20 protein-coding genes and 1 pseudogene are annotated in these 23,471 nt (G+C 62.9%); 4 read left to right on the top strand and 17 right to left on the bottom strand.

The genetic code is table 11. The annotated features are described in order from the left end of the window. Window positions 1–55: 55 nt before the first annotated feature. The gene (gene moeB, locus VT84_RS32455) at window positions 56–1,240 is read right to left on the bottom strand and encodes a molybdopterin-synthase adenylyltransferase MoeB (RefSeq protein WP_082842455.1); all 1,185 of its coding nucleotides are present in this window, start codon (window positions 1,238–1,240) and stop codon (window positions 56–58) included. A 382-nt stretch (window positions 1,241–1,622) separates the two neighbouring features. Here moeB and VT84_RS32450 point away from each other — a divergent pair, with 382 nt between their 5' ends. Further along, a complete protein-coding gene (locus VT84_RS32450; RefSeq protein WP_162271923.1) occupies window positions 1,623–2,747 on the top strand; it encodes a transposase in 1,125 nt (374 codons plus the stop codon). 146 nt (window positions 2,748–2,893) lie between these two features. On the opposite strand, the pseudogene VT84_RS32445 reads toward VT84_RS32450, so the two are convergent. From VT84_RS32445 to VT84_RS32375, 15 genes and pseudogenes are all read right to left on the bottom strand, one after another. Continuing rightward, a pseudogene (locus VT84_RS32445) lies at window positions 2,894–3,577 on the bottom strand (ISL3 family transposase). Between the two features lie 23 nt (window positions 3,578–3,600). Next, on the bottom strand, window positions 3,601–4,140 hold the full coding sequence (locus VT84_RS32440) for a transposase family protein (protein ID WP_052561604.1): 540 nt from the start codon (window positions 4,138–4,140) through the stop codon (window positions 3,601–3,603). 201 nt (window positions 4,141–4,341) lie between these two features. Then, entirely contained in the window at window positions 4,342–5,634 is a 1,293-nt protein-coding gene (gene fabF / locus VT84_RS32435) for a beta-ketoacyl-ACP synthase II (RefSeq protein WP_239465525.1), read from the bottom strand. Further along, window positions 5,631–5,876: an acyl carrier protein gene (gene acpP / locus VT84_RS32430; protein ID WP_052551591.1), complete on the bottom strand. Its 246-nt coding sequence runs from the start codon at window positions 5,874–5,876 to the stop codon at window positions 5,631–5,633. The genes fabF and acpP overlap by 4 nt, the downstream gene beginning before the upstream one ends. Window positions 5,877–6,174: 298 nt before the next feature. Next, window positions 6,175–7,083 (bottom strand): ACP S-malonyltransferase, encoded by a 909-nt coding sequence (fabD, locus tag VT84_RS32425; RefSeq protein WP_082842451.1) that lies wholly within the window; start codon window positions 7,081–7,083, stop codon window positions 6,175–6,177. Window positions 7,084–7,228: 145 nt separating this feature from the next. After that, window positions 7,229–9,730, bottom strand: coding sequence for a VWA domain-containing protein (locus VT84_RS32420; protein ID WP_082842450.1), 2,502 nt, complete (start codon window positions 9,728–9,730; stop codon window positions 7,229–7,231). A gap of 277 nt (window positions 9,731–10,007) precedes the next feature. Beyond that, window positions 10,008–12,128 carry a S46 family peptidase gene (locus VT84_RS32415; protein ID WP_239465523.1) on the bottom strand — a complete coding sequence of 707 codons (2,121 nt, stop codon included), beginning with the start codon at window positions 12,126–12,128 and terminating at the stop codon, window positions 10,008–10,010. A gap of 360 nt (window positions 12,129–12,488) precedes the next feature. Then, a complete protein-coding gene (locus tag VT84_RS32410) occupies window positions 12,489–13,790 on the bottom strand; it encodes an FG-GAP repeat domain-containing protein (protein ID WP_082842449.1) in 1,302 nt (433 codons plus the stop codon). A gap of 95 nt (window positions 13,791–13,885) precedes the next feature. Beyond that, window positions 13,886–14,701 (bottom strand): ATP-grasp domain-containing protein, encoded by an 816-nt coding sequence (locus VT84_RS32405; protein WP_082842448.1) that lies wholly within the window; start codon window positions 14,699–14,701, stop codon window positions 13,886–13,888. A 139-nt stretch (window positions 14,702–14,840) separates the two neighbouring features. Continuing rightward, window positions 14,841–15,179, bottom strand: coding sequence for a hypothetical protein (locus VT84_RS32400; RefSeq protein ID WP_052551601.1), 339 nt, complete (start codon window positions 15,177–15,179; stop codon window positions 14,841–14,843). A 126-nt stretch (window positions 15,180–15,305) separates the two neighbouring features. Then, the gene (locus VT84_RS32395) at window positions 15,306–15,773 is read right to left on the bottom strand and encodes a TIGR03067 domain-containing protein (RefSeq protein WP_082842447.1); all 468 of its coding nucleotides are present in this window, start codon (window positions 15,771–15,773) and stop codon (window positions 15,306–15,308) included. A 125-nt stretch (window positions 15,774–15,898) separates the two neighbouring features. Then, window positions 15,899–16,114, bottom strand: a complete 216-nt coding sequence (locus VT84_RS39155) for a hypothetical protein (protein WP_157470085.1) — start codon at window positions 16,112–16,114, stop codon at window positions 15,899–15,901. Between the two features lie 210 nt (window positions 16,115–16,324). Next, window positions 16,325–16,651 (bottom strand): hypothetical protein, encoded by a 327-nt coding sequence (locus tag VT84_RS32385; protein ID WP_157470083.1) that lies wholly within the window; start codon window positions 16,649–16,651, stop codon window positions 16,325–16,327. Between the two features lie 374 nt (window positions 16,652–17,025). After that, on the bottom strand, window positions 17,026–17,433 hold the full coding sequence (locus VT84_RS32380) for a hypothetical protein (protein ID WP_082842444.1): 408 nt from the start codon (window positions 17,431–17,433) through the stop codon (window positions 17,026–17,028). Further along, complete coding sequence (locus tag VT84_RS32375) at window positions 17,420–18,487, bottom strand: DUF1559 domain-containing protein (RefSeq protein WP_082842443.1); 1,068 nt, start codon at window positions 18,485–18,487, stop codon at window positions 17,420–17,422. The genes VT84_RS32380 and VT84_RS32375 overlap by 14 nt, the downstream gene beginning before the upstream one ends. Before the next feature lie 172 nt (window positions 18,488–18,659). Between VT84_RS32375 and VT84_RS32370 the strand changes: the two genes are divergently transcribed. From VT84_RS32370 to rpiB, 3 genes are all read left to right on the top strand, one after another. Beyond that, a complete protein-coding gene (locus VT84_RS32370) occupies window positions 18,660–19,907 on the top strand; it encodes a TIGR02996 domain-containing protein (RefSeq protein ID WP_082842442.1) in 1,248 nt (415 codons plus the stop codon). A gap of 790 nt (window positions 19,908–20,697) precedes the next feature. Continuing rightward, window positions 20,698–21,732 carry a hypothetical protein gene (locus tag VT84_RS32365; protein WP_082842441.1) on the top strand — a complete coding sequence of 345 codons (1,035 nt, stop codon included), beginning with the start codon at window positions 20,698–20,700 and terminating at the stop codon, window positions 21,730–21,732. After that, a complete protein-coding gene (gene rpiB, locus VT84_RS32360; RefSeq protein WP_052551859.1) occupies window positions 21,729–22,184 on the top strand; it encodes a ribose 5-phosphate isomerase B in 456 nt (151 codons plus the stop codon). Before VT84_RS32365 ends, rpiB begins: the two co-directional genes overlap by 4 nt. On the opposite strand, the gene VT84_RS32355 is transcribed toward rpiB, so the two are convergent. Next, complete coding sequence (locus VT84_RS32355) at window positions 22,147–23,433, bottom strand: glycosyltransferase family 87 protein (protein WP_082842440.1); 1,287 nt, start codon at window positions 23,431–23,433, stop codon at window positions 22,147–22,149. The two genes, rpiB and VT84_RS32355, sit on opposite strands and share 38 nt — an antisense overlap. Between the last annotated feature and the right edge of the window lie 38 nt (window positions 23,434–23,471).

Below are 23,471 nucleotides of genomic sequence, written 5' to 3'. Positions count from 1 at the left end.
ACAAAGAGCCGGTGCATTCGATGCACCGGCCCTCGTTCAAAACGAAATGTCAGAATCAGTACCGCGGCATTCCCGGATCGACCTTATCGGCCCAGCCGAGGATGCCACCGGTCAGGTTCACGAGCTTCGTGTACCCCTGCGACTTCAAGAACTCGATCGCCTTCTGGCTCCGCATCCCGCTCTTGCAGTGAACGATCACCTCGCGGTCCTTCGGCACTTCGCTGAAGCGAGTCGGCAGTTCCGGTAGCGGGAGCAGCACCGTTCCGGGTATGCGACAAATCTGGAACTCGTTCGGGTTCCGCACGTCCAGCACGAACAGGTTCTCGCCCGCGTCAATGCGCTTCTTGAGTCGCTCGGCCGTGATATCGCTCCCGCTGAACGCGGGTTGCGTCGCCGAAGCCCCGCCGCGCACGCCACAGAACTCTTCGTAATCGATCAGTCCCTTAATGGTCGGGTGCGGGGCGCCGACCGCCCACTTCGGGTCGCGGCGGATCTTGAACGTCCGGAACGTCATGTTCAGCGCGTCGTAGTGTAGCAGCCGACCGATGAGCGGTTCGCCGATGCCCAGGATGAGCTTGATCGTTTCCGTGGCCTGAATGCACCCGATCACGCCCGGCAGAATCCCGAGCACGCCGCCCTCCGCACAACTCGGCACCTCGCCCGGGGGCGGCGGTTCGGGGTACAGGCACCGGTAGCACGGCCCCACGCGCGGGTCGAACACCGTGGCCTGGCCGTCGAAGCGGAAGATGCTGCCGTACACGTTCGGCTTGTTCAGCAGCACGCACGCATCGTTGACGAGGTACCGCGTCGGGAAGTTGTCGGTCCCGTCGACCACGATGTCGTAGTGCTTCACGATGTCGAGCGCGTTCTTCGACGTGAAGTGCGTCTCCCACAAGTCGATCTGCACTTCCGGGTTCACGTCGCGGAGCCGGTCCGCCGCGGACTGACACTTCGAGCGCCCCACGTCCGCAGTGCCGTGGATGATCTGGCGCTGGAGGTTCGACGTGTCCACCACATCGAAATCAACGAGCCCGAGCGTGCCGACGCCCGCCGCCGCGAGATAGAGCGCGAGCGGCGACCCGAGCCCGCCGGTGCCGATCACGAGCACCTTCGCGGCCTTGAGCTTCCGCTGCCCGTCGAGCCCGACCTCGGGCATGATGACGTGCCGCGAGTATCGCGCGAACTCGGGCTGCGTGAGCGACACGTCGGCCCACCGGCCGGCGAGTAAATCGGGGAGCATGTGACGTCCTCAAAGAGAACCAGAAACCCGGGGTTAAAACCCCCGGCTATTCCCGGTGACCCCATTCGGGGCAGGGCTGTAAGGGTATTCGGATCGTCGTAAGTTAGCCACTCGCGGTCGGTTGTAATGCTCTCGGATGGAGGTTCGGTCGTGGTGCCCGCAGCATTTGAACCGTTCCTCAAAGCGTCCCCGGTGTGCGTCTTGGCTCGGACCATTTTGGAGCGCCTGTTCTTACCCGAACGACTGGATCAACTGTTCCGCGACACCGCACAACGACAGTACCAACACGAGTTGCTCTTCTCGCAGGTGGTCGAACTCATGTTGGCCACCACACTCCGAACCGAATCCTCTCGGGGCCGCATATCACAAACGGGCCGAGCACATGCCCGTCAGTCGCCAGGCCGTGTACGACAAACTACGATCCACGGAACTGGGGATCTGCGCGGCACTCGTTCGGGACTCCGCGGACCAGGTTGCTCCCCTCATTCGGACCCTTCAGGCGACCCGGGCACCCTTGGTTCCGGGATATCGCACTCGGGTTCTCGATGGCAACTATTTGAGCGCCACCCAGCGCCGACTTCGGGTTCATCGTGACAGTTGGGCGGCCCCTCTGCCGGGCAAAGTGCTGGCCATTTACGACCCCCAACTGGATTTGGTCACCGACGTCTTTCTGACACCCGATGGGCACGCCAACGAGCGCGAATTGATCCCCCAAGTGGTGCCTCACATTGGGGCCAACGATCTGTGGATCGCGGATCGGAACTTCTGCACCCTGGGATTCCTGAGCGCGTTGCACGAGGCCGACGCCGGATTCGTGATCCGTCAACATGGAGCCCTCGAAGGGGCGTTGCGGGGTGAGCGTCGTGCCCTGGGGCGTTGCGAGACGGGTCAGGGGTACGAGCAAGAGGTCGAATTCCGCCACCTGGATCGAACGTTGCGCGTGCGCCGAGTGACCGTGGTTCTGGATCAACCCACGCGCGACGGTGACACCGAGATCCACGTGCTGACGAACGTGCCCTCGGACGCAGCCGACGGGTGCCGTGTGGCCGCGTTGTATTTGAAGCGCTGGTTGATCGAGAATCGGTTCTACGAGTTGGCGATGACGCTCAACTGCGAGCCCGACACGTTGGCCTATCCGCCGGCCGCGCTGTTCGCGTTCTGTTTGGGTTTGTTGGCCTCGAATGCGGTGGCATTGCTCAAGGGCGCGGTGCGGAGCGCGCATGGTGCGGAAGCGGTGTCGGAGTTGTCGAGTTACTACCTGACGGAAGAAATTCGGACCACCTGGGTGGGGATGAACATCGCCTTGCCGGGTCCGTTGTGGGAGCCCTTGGGTGCGATGCCCCTGGAGTCGTTCGCGGAGTTGTTGCGGGCAATCGCCGCGCGCGTCGATCCGAAACGATATCGCAAAGCCAAGCGCGGGCCGAAAAACCCTCCACCCACAAAGAAGCCGTACCAGAACGGAGGACACGTTTCGACCCACCGTTTACTCCAGAAACGCAAACGATAGTCATTCCACCCTTACAGCCCTGCCCCATTCGGGGTCCAAAAATCATTTCAGGGGCTTTAACCCCTGAAATGATAGTAGCCAGGAGTTTTCACCCCTGGAGTGATATGGCTTATGTATTTGTGGCTCTCCGCGATTCTTGGGGGCGTTCAAGTTTTTGCCCGTCCGAAGCGGTCCAACACGCGGAGCCGGAAGTTCTTGAAGTTGACCATGCCCCAGGCACGCCACAGGATGGAGCGTAGCCCGTGGTTGAACCCCTCGGTGCGACCGTTACTACTTCGGTTCGGGAAGTAATTCGCGATCCGGCCCATCCAGTTCGTCAACGTCTTGCAGAACTTGTCTAACGACGACAGGCCCAACTTCCGAACCCCGCACATCCAGTCCTCCAGTCGCTCCTGCCCCTGGTCCGCCGTGGCGAGCGATCGATCCTCGAAGATCGCACGCAAGCCCTCCCGTTGGTCCCACAACGCACCCAGCGCCGGGAACTCCTGCCGCAACCGGGCGAACGGTTCCCGGTCCTCCTCGCGCAGGTTCTCCGGGTTCGTCACCCACCACCAGCGGCTCCCCTTGAGTCGGCTCCGGGCCTCCGCCGACAGCCCCCGCTGCAACTCCCGGCGGGCCGCCGTCAGGCCGTCCTGGAAGTTCTTCATGACGTGGAACCGATCGATAGTGATGGCGACGCCTTCCCCGAGCGCCTCCCGGGCCGCCTCCACGTAGGCGTCCTACATGTCCGTCGTCACCTCCTCGACCCGACTCAACAAGCCCTGTTCCTTCTGCTGCTTGAGGTACGCCAATACCGTTGCCTTCTCACGGTTTTCGAGCACATCGAGCACGCACCCGTGGTCGTGGTCCACGATCACGGCGACGAACTGCCGGTGCCTTTTTTCAGAGACAACTCGTCGATTCCAATGCGACGAATCGGTCCCGATGGTGCTTCCGTCGCGGGTTGCTGCTGCCGTTCGATGAAGGCGTAATACCACCCCTCCAAAGTCTTCTCGGGGATTCCAAAGAACCGAGCCGCGTTGGCCACGTCGCTGTGACGGATCAACTCGGCGGCTCGGCCCAGGAGCCGCTCCGTGGCGTGCGACCCTTCGGCCAAGAATGGGATCGGCGGAGTGAAGCACGGACCGCAGTGCGGGCACTCGAATTGTCCCACACGGACGGTCAACTCGACCGCGTGCGAACCGATGGGCAGGTCGAGAATGCGATCCCGGCTGCGTCGTTGCTTGATCGTCTCACTGGCACGCTGGCACTGGGGGCAGACGCCGATGGAGTGCTGGGGAACCACGGTGACCAAGTACCGTTGGTGGAGACGGTCTTCTTCCAGGTGGACGACGGCGAATCCAGGCAACTGGAGAATGTCCGTCCAGATGCTCGAAATGGTCTCGCCGTTCATGGCGAGTCTCCTGAACTGATGGGCAGGAACGTGGCGGTGCTCAACTCGCTGAGGATACCCGTTGCGAATCGACCAAACCGCCAGAAAACGCTCTCACGCCCCCAAGAATCGCGGAGAGCCGTATTTGTGTATTTGCGACCCCGAATGGGGTCACCGGGAATAGCCAGGGGTTTTAACCCCTGGTTTCAATGATTTCTCGCCTTACACCGCGCCGAGCGCGATCGAGCAGTTGTGCCCGCCGAACCCGAAGCTGTTGGACAGCACCTTGCGCACGCGCGTTTCGCGGGCCGCGTTGGGGATGTAGTCCAGGTCGCACCCGCCCTCGACGTCCTGGTTGTCCAGGTTGATCGTCGGGTGCAGCACGCCGTGTTTGATACTCAGCGCACACGCGACCGCTTCCACACCACCGCTCGCACCGAGCAGGTGCCCGATCATACTCTTGGTGCTGGACACCATGAGCTGCTTCGCGTGCTCGCCGAACACGAGTTTCACGGCTTTGGTTTCGGCCACGTCGCCCAGCCCGGTGCTGGTCCCGTGCGCGTTGATGTAGTTGACGTCGTCCAGGTTCCAGCCCGCGTCCTTCACGGCTTCGCGCATCGCCTCGGCTGCGCCGATACCGTCTTCGTGCGGGGCCGTGATGTGGAACGCATCGGCCGTGTTGCCCGATCCGCACACTTCGGCGTAGATCGGGGCGTTGCGGGCTTTCGCTCGCTCGTACTCTTCGAGCACGAGAATCCCCGCGCCCTCGCTCAGCACGAAGCCGTCGCGGTCCTTGTCCCAGGGCCGGCTCGCGGCCTTCGGGTTGTCGTTCCGCTGGGATAGCGCCCGACACGCGATGAACCCGCCCAATCCGAGCGGCGTCACTGCGGCTTCGCTGCCGCCGCTCACCATCACGTCGGCGAGTCCGCTACGAATTGCGGCCACCGAGTCCGCGATCGCGTGCGCCGCAGACGAGCAAGCGGTAGAAACGGTCGTGTTCGGTCCGCGGAGCCCGAAGCGGATGGAGATGTTGCCGCTCGCGGAGTTCGCGATCATCTTCGCGATGAGGAACGGCCCGAGCCGGTCGGGGCCGCGCTCCATGAGCGTGCGGTGCCCGTCCTCCCACTCGGCCATACCGCCGATCCCGCTCCCGAGGATGCACCCGCAACGAAACGGGTTCTCCTTCGCGAAGTCGAGACCGCTCTCTTTCACCGCTTCGGCAGCCGCGACGATCGCGAACTGCGTGAACCGGTCGAGTCGGCGGGCCGATCGCGTGTCGATGGTGGGTTCGGGGCTGAAGCCCTTCACCTCGCCGGCGAACGTCACCTTGAACGGCACGTCCGTACCGTTCACCAGTTTGTGCGCGGCGGTGTTGAAGAGGGTGATCGGCGCGATGCCGCTCTGCCCGGCGAGGAGGCCCCGCCAGTAGTCCGGCACGTTCAGCGCGAGCGGGTTCACCGTACCCAGGCCGGTAATCACCACCCTGCGGCGGGTCGCGGAAGAGGAAGAAGTCACTGTGGCTTGTTCTTGATAGCGGTGTCGATATAGTCCGTGGCTTCGCCGACGGTCTTAATTTTTTCGGCCTGATCGTCCGGGATCTGGATGTCGAACTCTTCTTCCAGTTCCATGACGAACTCGACGATGTCGAGCGAGTCCGCGCCGATCTCTTCGATGAACGTGGTGTTGCGGGTGATCTTTTCTTTATCGTAGGCGAAGTGCTCGCTCACGATGTCGATAACACGTTGCTCAACGGACACGGTTCGACCCTCCGGGCGGTGGTGGCGCCACCGCAACCCCGCGGTCCGACCGGCACCAACCGGTCCCCGCACACTGCGTCTGGTTTTTGTATGGCGCTCGCCCGGCTCGCGAAGGGTGAGTGGCCTTCCCCGGCGTCTGTGCAGCGACTTACGAACAAAACTCTACTGACGCGACCACCAAAAGAAAAGGCCGCCCCTACCCGGGGAAGTTAAAAGGCAAAAGGAGAAACGAAGATGGGAGCCGCACCCGCGGCGCCTCTTGCGTCGTTTTACCTTTTCCCTTTTGCGACTTCCGCACTCACGCGGCGACGTTTCGGATATCGGCCTTTCGGTGAACCCGCTTGAGCAGACCCGCGAGTACGCGGCCCGGCCCGATCTCGTAGAACCGCTCCACGTTCTCGGAGAGAAGCCCCCGGAGCGTGTCTTCCCAACGGACGGGCGAGAGCACCTGTTGCACCAAAAGCCCGCGAATTTCGGCCGGGTCCGTGTGCGTGCGTGCGTCCACGTTCGACCACACGGGCACCCGGGGGGCGTTCAGCACCACGCCCGTGAGCGCTGTGGCGAGTTTTTCGTCGGCCGGCTTCATCAGTTTGGTGTGGAACGCCCCCGCGACCGCGAGCCGCACGGTGCGGATGCCACCCTTCTGCACGCACAGTTGCTCGAATCGATCGATCGCCGCAACTGAGCCGGAGACCACCGTGTTCCCGGGGCAGAGCAGGTTCGCGACTTCGAGCGTGTCGGCTCCGCGCACTTCGAGCACCAGCGCCTCGACCTCCGGCACTTCCAGCCCGAGCACGCTCACCATGCCCGAGGGCGTCGCGACCGCGGCGTCCTGCATGGCCCGCCCGCGTGCCTGGACCAGTTTCACACCGTCCTCGAACCCCAGTGCCCCGGCGAACGCCAGCGCCGTGTACTCGCCGAGGCTCAGCCCAGCCGTAGCAACGACATCCTGGGCCGCGTCCGGTTCGGTGGCCTTCAATTGTTCGAGGGCCGCGAGGCTCGCCACAAAAATAGCCGGCTGGCTCACGTCCGTCGCGTTCAGGCGCTCCGCGGGACCGTTCACGCACACGTCGAGCAGGTCGTAACCCAGGATCGCGGACGCGCGTTGAAACAAGTCGTTGGCAGCGGGAAGCGCCTGACACAGCGCGCCCGCCATACCGACCGTTTGTGCGCCCTGACCGGGGAACAGAAAGGCTGTCCGTGGCATGAAGAACCCTACAACGTTTTGCCGAACGGCTGTGAACTCGTGAATCGTACCCGCCCCGAAAGGGGTGCTGACAACGTAGCCGTTCGCGTCCCTCTTGTCCCCTCCCCAAAAGGACTGCCAGATCGAGCCACCTCGCCAAATACCATCAAATCAGGCCCCAGAGTCGTCGGAGGCCCCATTCCGTTCCGAGGAGGATTGTGAAGGCTACCAGCCATAATGGGAGGAACCCGCGTGACCGGTTCCGGTGCCAGTCGGGATAGTAACGTGGCTTCTTGCCCAGATCGGGCGGCAGCTCCGTCTTCAGTTCCTTCAGGAATCCGGGAAGGTCTTCGAGGCGCAGCGCCTTTCCGCCGGTCGACACCGCGAGGCGCTCCATGAAAGGCTGGTTCGCACTCACTTTGAGCATTTCGTCCGAAATGTCCGGAACCGCAATGAACTTGGCTGTGCCGCGGTGGAGCTTCGGCGAGCCGTCCGCGTTCAGTTCCGGTGAACCGTCGGGCTTTTTGGCCGGGCTGGTGACCGACACAAAATATTCGCCCGGGGTCGTGGGGCGGAACAGCACCTTTCGTCCGTCCTTGTCCGTCAGGACGGTCGACGGCACCGCCTTTTTCTCGTCTTCGGGCTTCGGTTCCTGCTGTCCCGGCGCGAGCGGCAGAATGTGAACCGTCAGCGGAGCCGTCGGATCGTCGGTGCCGTCCGACTTCTTAACACCGACACGGATCGCCTGCTCCGACGTCACCTTGAGCTGGCGGAACTGCGGGCGGGCGTAAGCCTGGCTCTCTTCTTCGTCCTGGTACGCGAGCCACAGTACGCACTGGCGCCAGAAGCGATCGTGCATGTCGAGCCCGGTCGTTTCTTTGGGCTGACCGAGGCTGCGCCAGAGGTACGTGTCGAACGCGCCGAACGCGAGCCACCGCCCTTTATTTGCGTCGCCCCGCTGGGAGCCGACGAGGAGCGGTTCGTGGACCGCTGGATCGAACTCGGTGCCCGCGGCCAGTTCTTTCGGGTCACTCGGGGTGAGCACTTTGTTGACCGCGTCGAGGCGCTGGGTCCACGCGAACACCGTGTCCAGGCGCCCGGGGCGGAGCACAAACCGGTTGTGGCCGTTGAGCAACATTCCCCTCCGGAAGTTGTTCATCCGGTCCCACGCTTCTTTGGACGGATCGCCCTTCGGCACGGGCGCCCCCGGCTTGGGCACGACCTTGAACATTTTGTTCAGGCCGTTCGGGTTCGGGACCGCGGGGAAGAACAGGAGCGGGTCACCGGTCGGGCTGAGGGAGTCCGCGATCGAGTCACCCTTAATCGGGAGCAGTTCCTTCGGGATATCGCCGGTGTAGGCGTACTCGCCGCCGAGGAACATCACCCCGACGCCCTTCGTCGTCGTGAGCCTGGTGAGATCCGTCAGGAAGTTCGGCGCGGCGCGGTTCAGTACGGTCGCCCCCACGTTCCCAATGATGACCACGTCGTAGGCCTGAGCTTCGAGGTTCAGCAGATCACGGGCGCCTTGCGAAACGGTTTGGTCGGACTGGAGGATCACCTCGTACACGTCGAACCGCTTCTCGCTGCGGAATGCGTCGCGGAGGAACGTCTCTTCCCAGCGGAGCTGGTCCACGATCAGGACGCGGACGCCCTCCTTGAGAACCGTGAGGTATGTTTCGGACCAGTTGTTGAGCGGCGACAGTTCGCCCGGGAGCGGTTCGAGTTTCCCATTCTTATCGATCCCCACCTCGACCTTGATCTTGTACTCGCCCTTCGTGTCGGGCATCTTCGCGGTCATCTTCAGTTCGTTACCCTTCTCGCGCTCGAGGGTAAATTCTTCGCTCTGCACCGCTTGAGGATTGTCGTTGATGAACACGCGGGCCGTGACGCGCGCGCCGGGGAAGTTGTAGGCGTTCACCTTCGCGGTCACGGTGACATCGTTCTTGATGAAGGCGGGCGATGGGTTGCACTCCACGCTCGTCACCACGATGTCCTTTGTGAGCGTGTCCGAACTCTCTTTACCAACGATGAACGAGTGAATCGGCACCCCTCTGCGCGCCCAGCGCCCGGCCTCGGACTCCGCGTTGAACGCCTCGCCGTTATCGATGCCATCACCGATTACAATGTGCCCGCGCACACGCTCGCCCTGCCACCGCTCGAAGGTCTTGTTCAGATAAGTTCCGTAGTCGGAACGCTTAGCATCAGAAACGACCGTCGGCTCGTAACGACTGGTGGCCTCGTTGAAGTCGAGTGGGCCGAATTTGTAGAGCGTGACGCTGATCCCCTGCTCGGTGAGCAAGTCGTCGAACAGCGGCTGGCACTTCTCGATCATCTTGCGCACCGCATCGGCGCGCGCTTGTCCGCCGACCTCGTCCTTGATCGTCATGCTCTCGGACACATCGATCCCGACGAGCAGCGCGGACGGCTGTTTCGGGTTCTCGTTCACGCCGACGCTGGGGCGGAGCGCGGTGAGGAGTGTCACCAGCAGCGCGAGCAGGCGCAGCGTGAGAATGGTGAGCACGCGCTTGCGCGTCGCTTGCGGGTGCCCGAGGTACGTCCAAACGGTGAAAATGACGAGAAGTGCTGCAACAACTGCGAGCGTCGGGAGCCCGAACGGATAGATCGACCACGGGTACGCGGGCCGCGTCGAAAAGAAGTAGTCGTCCATAGCGCTATCATACCGACGCGCGGAAGGGGCCGGAAGGATCTACCCCGCCCGAACACACTTCAAGGTCGGTGAATTGCGCGTGCCCAAAAGCAAGAAGTGATTCGACCGCGGCGCGAAGGCGCGCCGCGGTGCAGAAACGGCCGGTTGCTGTGTTGAAAACTTGCGTTTTGTGTTTGTGGCACGGGCCTCTGGCCTGTGGAGGCGCTCACACAGGCCAGAGGCCCGTGCCACCAAACCATGAACCAAACGCATCAATTCAACACAGCAACGGCCGGTCTTACTTGGCCTTCCCGGTCAGCTCATCGGCAAGGTCGTTGGCGTCGTACACCTTCCGCAGCGCCTCAACGATCGCGCGGCTGTCCACGGAGACCGCACGGGCGGTTTCCTGGTCGAAGATGAAGTCGAGCACCAGCGACTGAATGTTGCCGTCGAAGATCAGCCCGACGACTTCCGCGTCGCGGTTCACCACCGGCGAACCGCTGTTCCCGCCGATGATGTCCGCGGTGCAGACGAAGTTGTAGGGCGTCGAGAGGTCGAGCTTGCCCTTCTTCGCCACCCACCGCTGGGGCAGCTCGAACGCGCCCTTGTTGCTCTGCTCGGCCGAGCGCTTGTAGAGCCCCTCGAAGGTGGTGAACGCGGGCACGTCCTTGCCGTCCTCCTTGTAGCCCTTCACGGTGCCGAACGCGAGCCGCAGCGTGAACGTGGCGTCCGGGTACACCTTGTCGCCGTCCATCGCGAACTTGGCCTTCGCCAGAGCCGCGTGCGCTTGGCGCTTCGGCTCGTCCACCTCGTTCTCGAACCGCTTGCGGAGCGCGCGGGACGGGCCGTCGACGAGGCGCGCGAGTTCGATCATCGGGTCTTTCAGGGCCGCGAGGTCGGCCGTCTTACCGCCCTTGGCCGCGGCCTCGATCTCGGCGAAAATCTTCTTGCGCGTTTCCGGGTCGCGGACCTTCGTTCCGCTGATGAGATCGTAAGCGCGCTCGCGCGGCGACTTGCCGGCGAGCACCTTCTTCACGAGGTCCGAGTCCGGCCCGAGCGTGACCGCGAGGAACTGGAGCCCGTCGGCCAACTTGAGGATCTCGAGGTCTTCAAAGATCGGCTCGTCCGAGAACAGGCCGAACTTGAGCGAGGGTAGCCGGGCGTCGGCGAACTCGCGGAGCCGCTCGCCGCCCGGTTTGGGGAGTTCCTCGGACGCGCGCAGGAGCGTGCGGGCGATCCCGAACGAGGACGAGCTGAACCCGCCCGCGTTCTCTAGTACGGTCATTTCTTTAATCAGCTCGGTACGGACCATCTCGGCCTTCGCGACGGAGTCGAACGCAGCCGCTGCGACCTTCGCCTCGGGTGCGTCCCAGCCACCAATGAACGCCTTCAGCCGCGCCTGCTCCGATTCCTTGCGCCCCATCAGCGCTGGGTCCATCAGCCCCGCGAGGCCGCCGATGCGGGCCTTGCGGCTGTTCTGGATGCTGAACAGCTCCTCTTCCGCGCGCTGGGCGTTGCGCTCGCTCCGCCCGGACCACGCCTGGAGCATCACTTCGAGCCGGTTGAGCCGGTTGAGCAGGTACGGGTAGCCGGTGTCGCGGAGGTACTTGAGTTCGTCGACCGTGTTCGCGCGGTTCGTGCGCCCCGGGTGCCCGGACACGAACACGAGTTCGTCCGCCTTGCTGCCCGCCGCGCTCCACTTCAGGTAGTGCTCGCACTTGATCGGCTTGTCGTCCTCATAAACGCGGAAGAAGCACACGTCGAGGTCGAACCGCGGGTACTCGAAGTTGTCCGGGTCGCCGCCGTAGAACGCGGCCTGCTTCTCCGGCGCGAACACGATGCGGATGTCCTCGTACTTCTTGAACGTGTAGAGGTGGTACTGCCCGCCCGCGTACAGCGTGACCACGTCGGCGCGGACCTTCTTCTCCGGGTTGGCGGCCGCTTGTTCCAGTTCGGCGATCTTGGATGTGCGGAGCTTGAACGCCGCGGCCGGTGCGGTGCCGGCGGGGACCGCCTTCTCGACTTCGGTCGTCACGTCCTTGATGCCGATGAGGACGTTCAGTTCCAGACCCTTGCACTTGATCTCTTCGGCCCGGGTCTTGGCGTGGAACCCGTCCCGGAGGTAGTTCTTTTCGGCCGTGGACACCTTCTCCAGGTCGCCGGCGCCGACGTGGTGGTTGGTCATCACGAGGCCGTCGGGCGAAACGAAGCTCCCGGACCCGCCGGAGTTGAACCGCACGCTGGAGAGCCGGACGTGGTCGAGCCACTCCTGGGTCGGCTCGAAGTTGTACTGTTTGAGCTGGGCGCGGGGCGGGTTGCTGAACAACCACATGCCCTCGTCGGCTTGGATCACATTGGGGATCATGAGCAACCCTATCAAGGCGGCCACGGCCGCCAGCGCGGGGACACGCGAAGTCACGGGTGAATCTCCGACGGGTCAAGACGGGATGAGCACGGGGTGGTCGGCGAGTACGCCACCCGTGGCGCAAAGTTATAGGCGCCCGCGCGAAGAAAACCCACGGAACAAGCGCACAGGCGCGATACAATCCGCACTTAATCGAACGTTGCTCACTGTTTACGGCCACCGGCAGAATTTAATTATTAGGCCCTACCCCGTTGCGGCTTGATGGTCATCTGATTGCACAGATACCCGATCAATGAAGTGTTCAATATTCGGTTCGACGTGCTGAAGCGGTCTAAACAGCACGGCCCGCGACACGTGCCGCGGGCCGTGAACCAATCCTGTCACAGAGCCGGCACTACGCCGGCGCCGCGATGATTACTTCCGCTGTTGCACGATGACCCGAACGCCCTTCTTGTTCGACGAGATCACGTCGAGCAGGCCGTCGCCGTTGATGTCCGCGACCTCGAACTGCGTGCCGATGCCCGAGTCCTCGTCGATGGTCATCTTGGTGAACTGCGTCAGGCCGTCCGCGCCCTTCGTGTTCTTGAACCAGTAGATCGCGGCGGGGCCGTCGGAACCCGGTTCGGCCCGGCCGTGGCTCCACCAGCGCTTGCCCGTGATGAGGTCCGGGCGCCCGTCGCCGTCGATGTCCTTGAAGTGCGCCGCGTGCGTTTCGCTCACGACCTTCGGGAACAGGTCCATTTTCTGGAACGCCGGGTTCCCGCTCGAGTTCGCGGGGCGCTGCTTGTACCACCAGATCCCGAACTGGTGCGCGGACGAGCTGATTACGTCGGCCTTGCCGTCGCCGTCCATGTCGAACGTGTACATGTCCGCGCACGCGGGGCCGAGGTCGGCCGGGTGGAACTTCCACGCGGTCTTCCCGTCGGCCTTTTCCGGTTGCTCCCACCACCCGCCGGTGCAGATCACGTCCGCGCGCTTGTCGCCGTTGATGTCGCCGACGCCCAGGCCGTGACTGAACTTCCGCGTGCCGGGAACTTCCTTACCGGTGTTCGGCACGGGCTTACCGTCTTTCTCTTCCGGCGCGATGCTCGGCTCGCTGATCGGGTGCATCACCCACACCGCCGTCGGGTCTTTCGGGTCCGGGGTGAAGTACGCCATCTGCCCCACGTTATCCTTGTTCTCCTTGCCCTTCGGCTGCCAGCCCATGACCAGGACGCGCTTGCCCTTCTCAACGAGGTCGGTGTAGAGCGGCGTTTCGTTGCAGGCCGAGTGCCAGATGACGTGTTTCTTCCAGTGCAGCGGCTTGCCGTCGTCGCCGGTGGCCTTGCCCTTCGGGTTCTCCATCCAGTAGCACGGCGCGCCGGGGAAATCGATCACGATGAGATCCTGCCACCCGTCGCCGTTGATGTCCTCGGCCCAGCACGCGAACACGCGGCTGTAGTTGCTCAGACCGGTGCCGTGGTCCTTGTAGGGCTGCAACTCGTGCGGGGTCCAGTCCGGCGCCTCGTACCAGTATTCGCCGTTGAGCACGTCGATTTTGCCGTCCTTGTTCACGTCCGCGACGGCCACGCCTTCCGAGCGGAACTTCGTGTCCAGTACGGTCTTCTTCCAGGTGATCTTCGTGTCCTCGGCTTTGGGCGCAGCGCCCGTTGCGGGCGCGAGCGCGGCGGCGAAGCCGAACGCAACGAGGAATAACGCGGGTGCGAGTCGACGCATGATTGAGAGGTTCCTGATGGGGGAGGAAGGAGGGCAGTAGATGTGGATTATGCGGTGATCGGCGCGCGGAAGCAACGGGTTGCTGAAATGTCGCCTCAATCCCCTCGCAGATCCCATCTGCGCTCGTCTGGGGTTAGCCGCGTGCGCGGTCGCGTCGCGCGCTGGAGCACGGGCAGAACGGCGGTCACATCGGCGTTCAGTAGCCCCGCGGACCACACCGGGTTGAATTCCACAACGGCCCACCCGCGGTCGTCGATCTGCCCAACGTCCACCACGAACGCCGGAGGCAGTTCACCCTCCATTGCGGCGCAAAGTCCTTCGACAACTCGCAAGCCCGCGGTCGGGAGCGCGGACGCGGTCGTTCCCCAGCGCCACGCCGGGCGCCCATAGGCGAGATAGGGCGAACCCGCGACCGCTTTCCCTTCGAGCACGAAGTAACGAAGCTCCACCGACCACTCGACCGGTTCGCTGAGCAGCACCGGTGCTTCGGGGTGCGAGCGCCCGCACGTGCGGATGTCGCGGACGTCCGAATACAGCCCCGCGTCGAACCACTTATCGAGGGGATCGGCCGGTTTCACGAACGTGCGGCCGTCGAGCCGGTCGAGATCGCCGAATGTCGCCGATTCGACCTGCCGCCGCAGGAAGCGTTCCGGCACGCGCGTAAGCAGATCAAAAGACGGCTCGAGCAGCGCGAGGTTGCGTGAACGAGCGGTTGACAGCGCGAGATCGGTCGTGACGTACACAACAGGATCGGGCACATCATCCGGAATCCGGTCGTCGGCCGCGCCGAGCACGGACCAGCCGATACTTTCGGCCGCGGCAATCACGCGCTGATCGTACACCGCAGAAAGCGGCGGCACACCGCCAGCAGAACACACAAACGACCGCGCCGACACGATTAACGTGGGCATGGGAATCTCCAGAGTAAATGAGAGATTAACAGTGAGAAGTGTCTAACGAGGGCGAAACGAAATCAGAGATGTGCAAGGCGAAAGCGGATCTCAGGCACAAGCGTAGCGTTTGCTGCGGTCGAGACGTGAGTGTAGTTAATTAGGCCGGCTTGCTATTTGGTAGGAAGGGTTCAGTAAATCCAGGTGGGTACACCACCTCCCAACCGGTTTTGCGTTCCACAGCGACGACGGCCGACCGCAAGTTACAACCGAGTACGGGTACATTCTCGATCACGTCGAGGATGAATTCAAGAGCCGACTTGAGCTGAGACGTTTTGAGGAACACGACCATTAGCGGCTGCGGTCCGATGTAATCGTACCCGTCGCCTGCGATCACCCCGCGGGACCGCGCGACCAGCAGATCGGGCAGTCGGTAGCGTATGTCCGCATCCGGGTTATCAAAAAACTGCGGGTCGAGCCGGATCGCAAGCGTCTTCACCCGGTGCCACCTCTTCGTTGATCTACCACCCGACTCGCCGGCCACGGCAATGAGTATTTGGGAGCAAAATCACATCGCATTACCGCGCCCCGGTGCCGCGCCGGGTTCGACTTTCGGCGCACGCGGTCACTTGGCTTTCACCCGTTCCAACGTGAGCAGCATAAGCCCGTCCTTGGCCCCGACTTTGAACTCCTTGGGCCGGACGGAAGCGTCCTCCACGAAGTACGGCATGCAGATCGTCAACCGGTCCCCATCGAGCTTGTAAATGCAGGCCGCCGTCTTGTCTTTTTCCTGGCCGTCGAGCGAGGTAATGTCGATCTCTTTGGGCGTTTTGCTCGGGTCCAGTTTAAACGTTTTCTTCCGCTCGCGCCCCGGCTTGCCGGTGTCTCGGGCCACCAACTCGTTGTCCTTGAACACGAATCTCATGCTTTTGGCGTCGTCTTTACCCATCTTTTTGCCGTTCAACTCGACCTCGGTCGCGGCCCATTCTCCCTGCAATTTCTTGACCTCATCGGCCGCGGGATCTGCTGCCCGAACCGCGGTACCGTGCGAGGCGAATAAGGCGAGAAGCGCCACCATTACAGCGCGAATCATGGACGTTCTCCTCAGTTACGGGAGGGTGCAAAAACGCTTTCGTCCGACAACAAATTGGCAACCATGACAGCAACAGAACGTCGCACACGCCCTCTCAGTTCATCTCGTGTTTGGAATCGCAACTCCTACCACCACGAACCGTCCTCACGAATCACGTGCGTCTCGTACACGATCGCGGCCGACACCCGACCATCCGAGTCGTAGAAGACGTGTAAGGTGCCTTCAGCGCTGGTCCACCGATCGTCCCCGCACCGAATGCCGACGCGATCGAAATAGGCCAAATCTTCTGGGTAAGTACCGGGAGGGACACCAACAGTTTCCCAAACCTGGGCTCGTGTCATTCCGACTGTGACAGCATCGAGGCGTGACCGCTGTACGCTCGGCTCAATGGGCTGGAATCTGAGGCCGGTTGCGACCAGAACGACCGCAAACGTCGCAACGGCCGAGCGAGAGATCCACTTTCGCCGCGCGGTCGTCACACGCACAGACCTCCGGTGATTTGCGGCCGGTTGACCCGCGACGAGGCGAGCCAGACGACCGAGAGCACGCATTTAATCGAGGTCCAATGCCTCGTCGGGTTGGGCCTGACTTCGGGCGATCCTCACCCGCCGGATCTTCTCACAGGCGGCCATGTGGCTCGAAAGGCCCAGCAGCCAGAGGACGCTGACAATGGTTCCGACCGGGCAACCGAACACCAATAACATCACGAACAGGTAGGCCAACCGCGCCCACGTCCTGTTACCCCGGAAAGCGGCCGTACCGCCAATAATTCCAGCAAGCCCGGCGGCCGCCAAAATCGCCCAAAAAGCGGTTGGCGGATCCGTAGTCGGTTCAGAACTGGTGGCAACAGTTCGCACAACGCCGAGGAGAGCGAACATGCCTCCGAAGAACACCAACAATCCAGACAGGATTCGCCCGTGTTGGTAATTCAGGTACTGTTTGGGGGTGAGAATGTCCTCCGGCCGGAGCCCACTCGATCCACCACTCCGATGCGATTGTTCTTTGACTCGACGGGTGCGCTTCCAAGATTGCTCCGCTTCACCGTCCATCAGACACCAACGTAGGTGAGAAGGCACCGCACTGTTCAGTTGCGAAACAGCAAACAAAACACGAGCGCGAAAACGAGGTCAAATTACCCAAACTCGCGTGTGAGCACAAGACGCGCAACTATTTCTTCAGGGCCGTTTAATGTGTGGAAGTAGGCAAGTACGAACGGGTAGCGCCCGTACCTGCGAGAATTTAACGGTCCCGGCTATTTCTTTGCTTTGCCCTGTTGCTTGGGCGGGTGCGGCGTGCCGCCCTCGCGCCTCTGTGCCCTCATGAAATCATAGAGGCGCTCGGCGGCCGAGTCCCACGAACCGCCCCGCGCCTTCGCGATGATGCTCGAAAGCTCGTCGGCCGCGTCCGCGGGGAGTTTGCCCGCGTCGCGGTAGCCCGTGAGCCGCTGCTCGCACTCGGTTAGGCGCTTTTCGTCGCGGTTCCGAACGGCGGTGTAGAGCGCGTCCACCGTGTTGAAGACTTCTTCGCTCGTCCCGATCTGCGCCGGGCGGTTGAAGTAGGCGATCAGCCCCGCCAGCGCAGCGACCGCGAGTAACCCCAGCAGCACGTACACCGCGACCGCGTTGCGGCTCGTTCCCTCCGCGTGCTCAGTAGTTGCCATCGACCACCTCCCCGCCGTCCCGCGTCGAGAGCGCGACCCAGGTGTTCGGCCGAATGAATGTGGTGATGAACCGAACCGAGCCGTCGCCGAACAGCACGTTGCAGCCGTTCCCGTGCTCGCCCCACATCTCGTCCGTGTGGCCGAACGGGTCGTTCGGGGCGTGGATGATGACCTCCGGGTGGTCGTGCGTGTCCGGCCCGCTGTGAACCCCGACCAAGCACCCGGCGCCGTTGTTCTCCGACGGCCACGGTCGCAAATCGAGACGCGGGGGAGTCACCGCGCCGGGTACCACCCCCACCCACGTCTTGTTGCTCAGAATCGAACTGTGTTCGCCAATGAAGACCGTGTTTGAAAGCCCGTCACTCACCATCGCGACACTGACTCGCGAGTTGCGGTAGAACGGCCCGTCGATCCGGGCGCGCGTGCCGCCGTTGGCCGCAACCGGTTCGGGAACGTCGTAGTCGTAGCAGTATGCCGTGTCGCGGCCCCACGGCTGGTGAATGCCCGCATTCGTGACGTAGTGACTGTGGGCGAAGAACACGCGGCTCCCGTCCGCGCGCGTGATCGGAACGCCGTGCTCCATGTCCGCCCCCGCCCGCTGCACATCAAAACCGTCACTACCGCCGGTCGCGGAAGGGCACAGGAACATCGCGACTTTCGTTCGGGCCGCGTTCGCGTTCACGGGCGCCCAGCACGGCTGCGCCATGTCGAACTGGCGGTACAAGTTGTCCTGCTCCAAATACGGGAGGATGAGCATCCCCCACGCCCATCCCGGGGGGCCGTTCCGATACTCGTCGCCGTAACTGATCCCGAACGACGAGCCGTCAACAGACGTGTTCGCGGTCACGTATGCGGACGGGAACACCTTGTAAGTGCTCTCGTAGTTGTGCAGCGCCAGCCCGATTTGTTTCAGGTTGTTTGTGCATTTCAGCCGCGAAGCGGCCTCGCGCACCTTTTGAACCGCGGGCAGCAACAGCCCAACAAGAACGGAGATGATGGCGATCACTACCAACAGCTCGATCAAGGTAAACCCTCGGTGCTGTGCGCGTTTCATGAAGCCTCCGAGTAAAAGTAGGTCAGGTTAAATCGATAATTAGCTTAACCTAATTTCACAATTCGTCTAGCCACTGCTACAAATTTTGCCTCCGCGAATCCGCGATAAGGTGCAACGGTTGGGAAAGCGTGTCGTGCTACACTTGGGCGATGCAGCTCAGACGGAACTCGACATGCAAACTGAAGCGGAAGCGTTTCTTCAACGAATCCGGGCGTACCCGGACGACGACGCACAGCGTCTCATCTTCGCCGACTGGCTCGATGAAGAGGGCGACCCGCGCGGGCGGTTCATCCGCGTCCAACTCGCGCTCGCACACCTGCCCGAACACGATCGCGCCGTCAGCGGGTTGCGTGTCGAGGAACGGCACTTGCTCGCCACCCACCGCGAAGAATGGGAAGCCCCGCTCCGCGGTTTGGTGAGTGGCCCGGTGTTCCGGCGCGGGTTCATGGACGAAGTGAAGGTCGAAGCGCGGCAATTTCTGCGTTACGCCCACGAAATCTTCGCTACGGCCCCGGTGCAGCACGTTCACCTGCTCGACGTCGGCGGAAGTTTGCCGGCCGTCATGCAGTGCCCGTACCTGAGCCGGCTGTCGGCCCTGACCGTGTACGCGCAGCACGCGGGCGAACCCCTGGCGCGGGCGATCGCCCGTTCGCCGCACCTCGCGGGCCTTAAAGTGCTTCATTTGGGCCGTAATCGGCTCGCCGACGATGCGGCCGAACAGCTCGCCACCGCGCCCACACTCGCGGGGTTGGAAGAACTCGATTTGAGTGAGAACGAGATCGGCGAAACGGGCGCCCGTGCGGTCGCCGCGTCTCCCCACCTGTCCCGGTTGACCTACCTCGAATTGCGCGAGAACCGACTCGGTCCGGCCGGCGCGGAAGCGCTCGCGGGAACCGACCGCCTGCCCGCACTCCACCGGTTGGGCCTGAGCGATAACGGGATCGGTGCGCCGCGATTGCACTCGCTCGCGCGCGCACACGACCTACTCCGCGTGCCGGTGTTGGATCTGGCGATGAACGATCTGACCGTTGCCGGCGCACAAACCATCTTCGCCCGGCCCGTGAGCGCGGACTCAAACGCCGTGCGTCTCAGAGAGCTCGACCTCGGCTCCAATCCGCTCGACGACGCAGGCGCAGAAGCACTCGCCCAAAGCGCGAACCTGATGGACCTCACCGTCCTCGCGCTCTCGAACTGCAACATTAAGGATGGCGGGATGCGTGCGCTCGCCAACAGCCCGTATCTGAACCGAGTGACGGCACTCGATCTCAGTAACAACCCGATTACGGACACGGGCTTTCGGGCACTGCACAACACGGTCTACTGGCGCGCCCTGCACCAGTTACTCTTCTCCGCGGTCAACGTATCACTCGACATGCGCAAGCGGCTCAACCACAAGTACAACCGCCCGCTCCGGGCTTAGCGGTGCGAACTTACCGACCGGGATTCCGCGAGCGGAAATCGGCCTCGCTCTTCGCCCGCTGCTCCTGCTGGTCCTTGTAATATTGGGCGTCCTGATCGGGTGGGCGCGAGCTTACCGGCGCTGTACCAAACGAGGTGACGCGGTCCCACTCGTGCCCTCGTTCTCGAAGATCATCCGTTGAAACGCCCCGCGAACATGCACACCCACTCACGAACGGGGCACACACAAGCACGAGCGCGAACAGACGTCGGGGTAGGGTCGAATCCATGACCGGCTCCCTAGCGCGTGGAAATATTGAGGCTCAAATGGGAGAACGTTTCAGATTGCGAGACTTGCGCGGAAGCACTATCGGTACGGCTTCGCACGAATTTCAGGTGCAATAAAACATTGCATCCCTACCCCGCACGCGGTATCATTATTCAATCGTGGCCAACTGATTACGAATTCTGAGCGTGTGCAGTAAAAGCCACTCCGGGGGAGCGAGGCACCGGGTGTCCCAGAATGTTAGCAATTGTTAGCCACCAAACCGGTGCGAATGGCTGAATCATCGGCGATTCCGGCATTTCTTTGCCGATGATGTCGTGACGGATAGGCTTCCAAAGCTAAAAATTGACAAAAAGCATGCGACTAAACAGAAAACGCGATTGACACAAAAAACTGTCGATCGCAAGATTAACTAAAATACAATCAAGCAACTCTCCTTCCTCTCCTCGCACCCTACTCTCGCCCTTTCCGCCCGTCTCCTCTAATATTGTGTACTGTCTACCCCGATCCCGGAGACCCGCGCACCATGCCGACGGTAATCGACTGGAGTCCGATCGTCGATCCGTCGGAACTGGTGCGTCAAACGCGAGATACACTCGCTTCCGGCTCGGCCGTCGTGCTGCCGGGCGACTGTGGGTACGCGGCCCTGTGGCGCCCGGGTACTGCCATCGACCTACTCGCTCCGGCTCTGCTCGCGTGGGGACCGGACGAGGCTGCGGCTCTGGGTGCGAACATCCCAACAGTGGCCCGGCGCCTGATGGTCCGCGCGTGGTCCGCGCCGCTCGTCATCGAGGTGCCCACTACAGCGGAACTTCCCGCGAACACGAACGGTTTCGCGCGATTCCGCTACCCCGAACACTCGCTGTTCGACCTGGTGATCCCAGCAGTTGCGGAACTCGGGCCGATTCTGGTGGCCGACACCGGTGACACAACCGCAACTGCGGCCGCGGAACGATTAAAACAAGCCGTCGGATTGGTCGTGGATGCCGGCGCACGTGCTGCGGATACAAGACCGACCGTAGTTCGTGCCACCGACACGGGTTACACGATCACCGAAGCCGGCGCGTTTCCGGCTGAGGAGATCGAGCGGCTCGCGGCGCGAATCATTCTCTTCGTGTGCACCGGGAACACGTGCCGCAGCCCGCTCGCCGAAGGACTGGCGAAGAAGTTGCTCGCGGACCGGCTCGGGTGTACCGTAAGTGAATTACCCGCGCGCGGCTTCTGGGTGCTGTCCGCAGGAGTCGCAACCTACGGCGGCAGTCGCGCAGCCGTCGAAGCGTGCGAGGTTGCGGCCGAGTACGGTGCCGACCTAAATGCCCACGCGAGCCGCCCAGTAAACGCCCAACTGTTGCTCGCAGCAGACGATGTGATCGCGATGACACAGGGGCACCTGCACGCGATTCGAGCACGGTACCCCGACGCCGGTCCGGTACCGCGGCTCCTGTGCGGCACTGAAGACTTGGACGACCCGATTGGGGCAGGACCGGCCGTGTATCGGGAATGTGCCGAGACCATTTTCCGGCACCTAGAGCGGATTCTTCCAGAATGGGTGGTGTCATGAAGGTCGCCGTGGGCAACGACCACCGCGGGTTGAGCGTCAAGCTGCGCGTGGTCGGCTTACTGACCGAACTCGGTCACGAAGTTCACGACCTCGGGGCGACCGGACCCACGGGCGTGGACTACCCCGACTACGCGATCCCGGTGGCCGAAGAGGTGAGTACCGGTAAAGCGGACCGGGGCGTCCTGATCTGCGCCACCGGCCACGGCATGTGCATCGCCGCGAACAAAGTGTGCGGCGTCCGGGCCGTAAACTGCCGCGACGTGATCGATGCCGAACTGAGTCGGCGGCACAACGACTCGAACATCGTGTGCGTCGCGGCCGATCTGCTCGGCGAGGACCAGATCGAGCGGATGATCCGGGCCTGGCTCGTCACCGAATTCGAGGGCGGGCGCCACACCCGGCGCCGGGAAAAGGTCACGGCCTACGAGAAGACGCACGAGCGCCCGGCCTGAGCAGCCGAGCCGCAATTCGCTCGCGGTGCGAATCAACAACGCACCGCACCTTCCACAAGAGACGCGGATTCGACACACTTTGGCGCCGGTCCCACGTCACCCACACGGCTGTCGCACACAGTGTTAAAGCTTGCAGATTGACGAGCAGCCCGCGCACCGGCCACGGGCCAGACACCTTCAGAATCGCCAGCCCCACAACAAACCCAATAGCCGCAACAATCCGCTCACGCACCGACCGGGATCGATCGGCAGCCGTAACGAGTAGGATCAACGCGGGGACCGCGAGCGGTACCAGGTGATACGCCTCCAAGTATGGGTTCACCGCGACCGGTCCGAGGACGAGCAGGGACACGTGCGTCAGAATGCGCCGACCGTCACGTTCGCCCCGGCCCCAACACGCGACGGCCCCAGCCAATCCCACTGCCACCCACGCCGCGCACACTAAAAGCACCATGCCCTTTGCCAAACTCGCATCGCCTCGTGCCACGTGCGCCGCGGCCTTATCGAGCGAAATCAGAATCGGGTGCATGTTCTTCAGGGTCGGATCGGTCGCGCGCGTCAACTCTCGGAACCACCCGCCATACACTTCCTGAAAACCAGCCGTACCAAACGCTACCACGGGCAGCGCGACCCAAAATACGAGCGAGCACACCACAGCGACAGCAAAAGCCCGCCAGCGTCGCGTCCAAACTAGGTACGGCAGCACCAAAACGGGCAGCACCTTCAGCGCGACAGCGAGAGAAAACCAGAAGCCGGCTGCCGCTTCGCGTTGGCGCGTGAGCGCCGTGCACCCGAACAGGATCGTTGCAAGCACGACCAGATTGCAGTTGATCGACCGCATATCCCACTGGAAGTAGTACGCAACGACGACGTGTGCGAGCGGCAGCAAACAGAGGAGCCCGGGCCGTTGATGTAAGCCCAAAATGCGCGCGAGAACAGCGTAACTACCCACAGCGGCAAGTCCCGTCAGCGCGAGCCAGAGCGAAGCAGAAACAGCGAACGGAAACGTGGCGCTCGCGGCGTGAATCGCAACAGCCGACGGCGGGTACGGATAATTGGGGGTGTACTGGTGCGTTTCGACGACGTGGCGGCTCGAATTGTACAGGATGCAGTAATCGACCGCCGATTGCGGCCACGGGGCCGCTCCGAACAGCGTGCGCGCGGTGAGATCGAACAGGAGCCAGCCGATCAACCCCACAACGGCAACGACATCCCACCGCCGCCACGCGCGTCCGTGTCCCGTATGCATCCGGCGAGTCCTGCCAGCCGGCGGTGCGCCGGAATGTA

It is taken from the genome of Gemmata sp. SH-PL17 (assembly GCF_001610855.1).
Taxonomy (GTDB): Bacteria; Planctomycetota; Planctomycetia; order Gemmatales; family Gemmataceae; genus Gemmata; species Gemmata massiliana.
Note: the sequence above shows the minus strand (reverse complement) of the source record. Positions and strands in the feature narration are given on the sequence as shown.

Excerpts from the sequence above, each read along its gene's own strand:
- moeB (WP_082842455.1), bottom strand. The coding sequence starts at position 1,240 with ATGCTCCCCGATTTACTCGCCGGCCGGTGGGCCGACGTGTCGCTCACG.
- VT84_RS32450 (WP_162271923.1), top strand. The coding sequence starts at position 1,623 with ATGCCCGTCAGTCGCCAGGCCGTGTACGACAAACTACGATCCACGGAA.
- VT84_RS32440 (WP_052561604.1), bottom strand. The coding sequence starts at position 4,140 with ATGAACGGCGAGACCATTTCGAGCATCTGGACGGACATTCTCCAGTTG.
- fabD (WP_082842451.1), bottom strand. The coding sequence starts at position 7,083 with ATGCCACGGACAGCCTTTCTGTTCCCCGGTCAGGGCGCACAAACGGTC.
- VT84_RS32420 (WP_082842450.1), bottom strand. The coding sequence starts at position 9,730 with ATGGACGACTACTTCTTTTCGACGCGGCCCGCGTACCCGTGGTCGATC.
- VT84_RS32410 (WP_082842449.1), bottom strand. The coding sequence starts at position 13,790 with ATGCGTCGACTCGCACCCGCGTTATTCCTCGTTGCGTTCGGCTTCGCC.
- VT84_RS32405 (WP_082842448.1), bottom strand. The coding sequence starts at position 14,701 with ATGCCCACGTTAATCGTGTCGGCGCGGTCGTTTGTGTGTTCTGCTGGC.
- VT84_RS32395 (WP_082842447.1), bottom strand. The coding sequence starts at position 15,773 with ATGATTCGCGCTGTAATGGTGGCGCTTCTCGCCTTATTCGCCTCGCAC.
- VT84_RS39155 (WP_157470085.1), bottom strand. The coding sequence starts at position 16,114 with ATGACACGAGCCCAGGTTTGGGAAACTGTTGGTGTCCCTCCCGGTACT.
- VT84_RS32385 (WP_157470083.1), bottom strand. The coding sequence starts at position 16,651 with ATGTTCGCTCTCCTCGGCGTTGTGCGAACTGTTGCCACCAGTTCTGAA.
- VT84_RS32380 (WP_082842444.1), bottom strand. The coding sequence starts at position 17,433 with ATGGCAACTACTGAGCACGCGGAGGGAACGAGCCGCAACGCGGTCGCG.
- VT84_RS32375 (WP_082842443.1), bottom strand. The coding sequence starts at position 18,487 with ATGAAACGCGCACAGCACCGAGGGTTTACCTTGATCGAGCTGTTGGTA.
- VT84_RS32370 (WP_082842442.1), top strand. The coding sequence starts at position 18,660 with ATGCAAACTGAAGCGGAAGCGTTTCTTCAACGAATCCGGGCGTACCCG.
- VT84_RS32365 (WP_082842441.1), top strand. The coding sequence starts at position 20,698 with ATGCCGACGGTAATCGACTGGAGTCCGATCGTCGATCCGTCGGAACTG.
- rpiB (WP_052551859.1), top strand. The coding sequence starts at position 21,729 with ATGAAGGTCGCCGTGGGCAACGACCACCGCGGGTTGAGCGTCAAGCTG.
- VT84_RS32355 (WP_082842440.1), bottom strand. The coding sequence starts at position 23,433 with ATGCATACGGGACACGGACGCGCGTGGCGGCGGTGGGATGTCGTTGCC.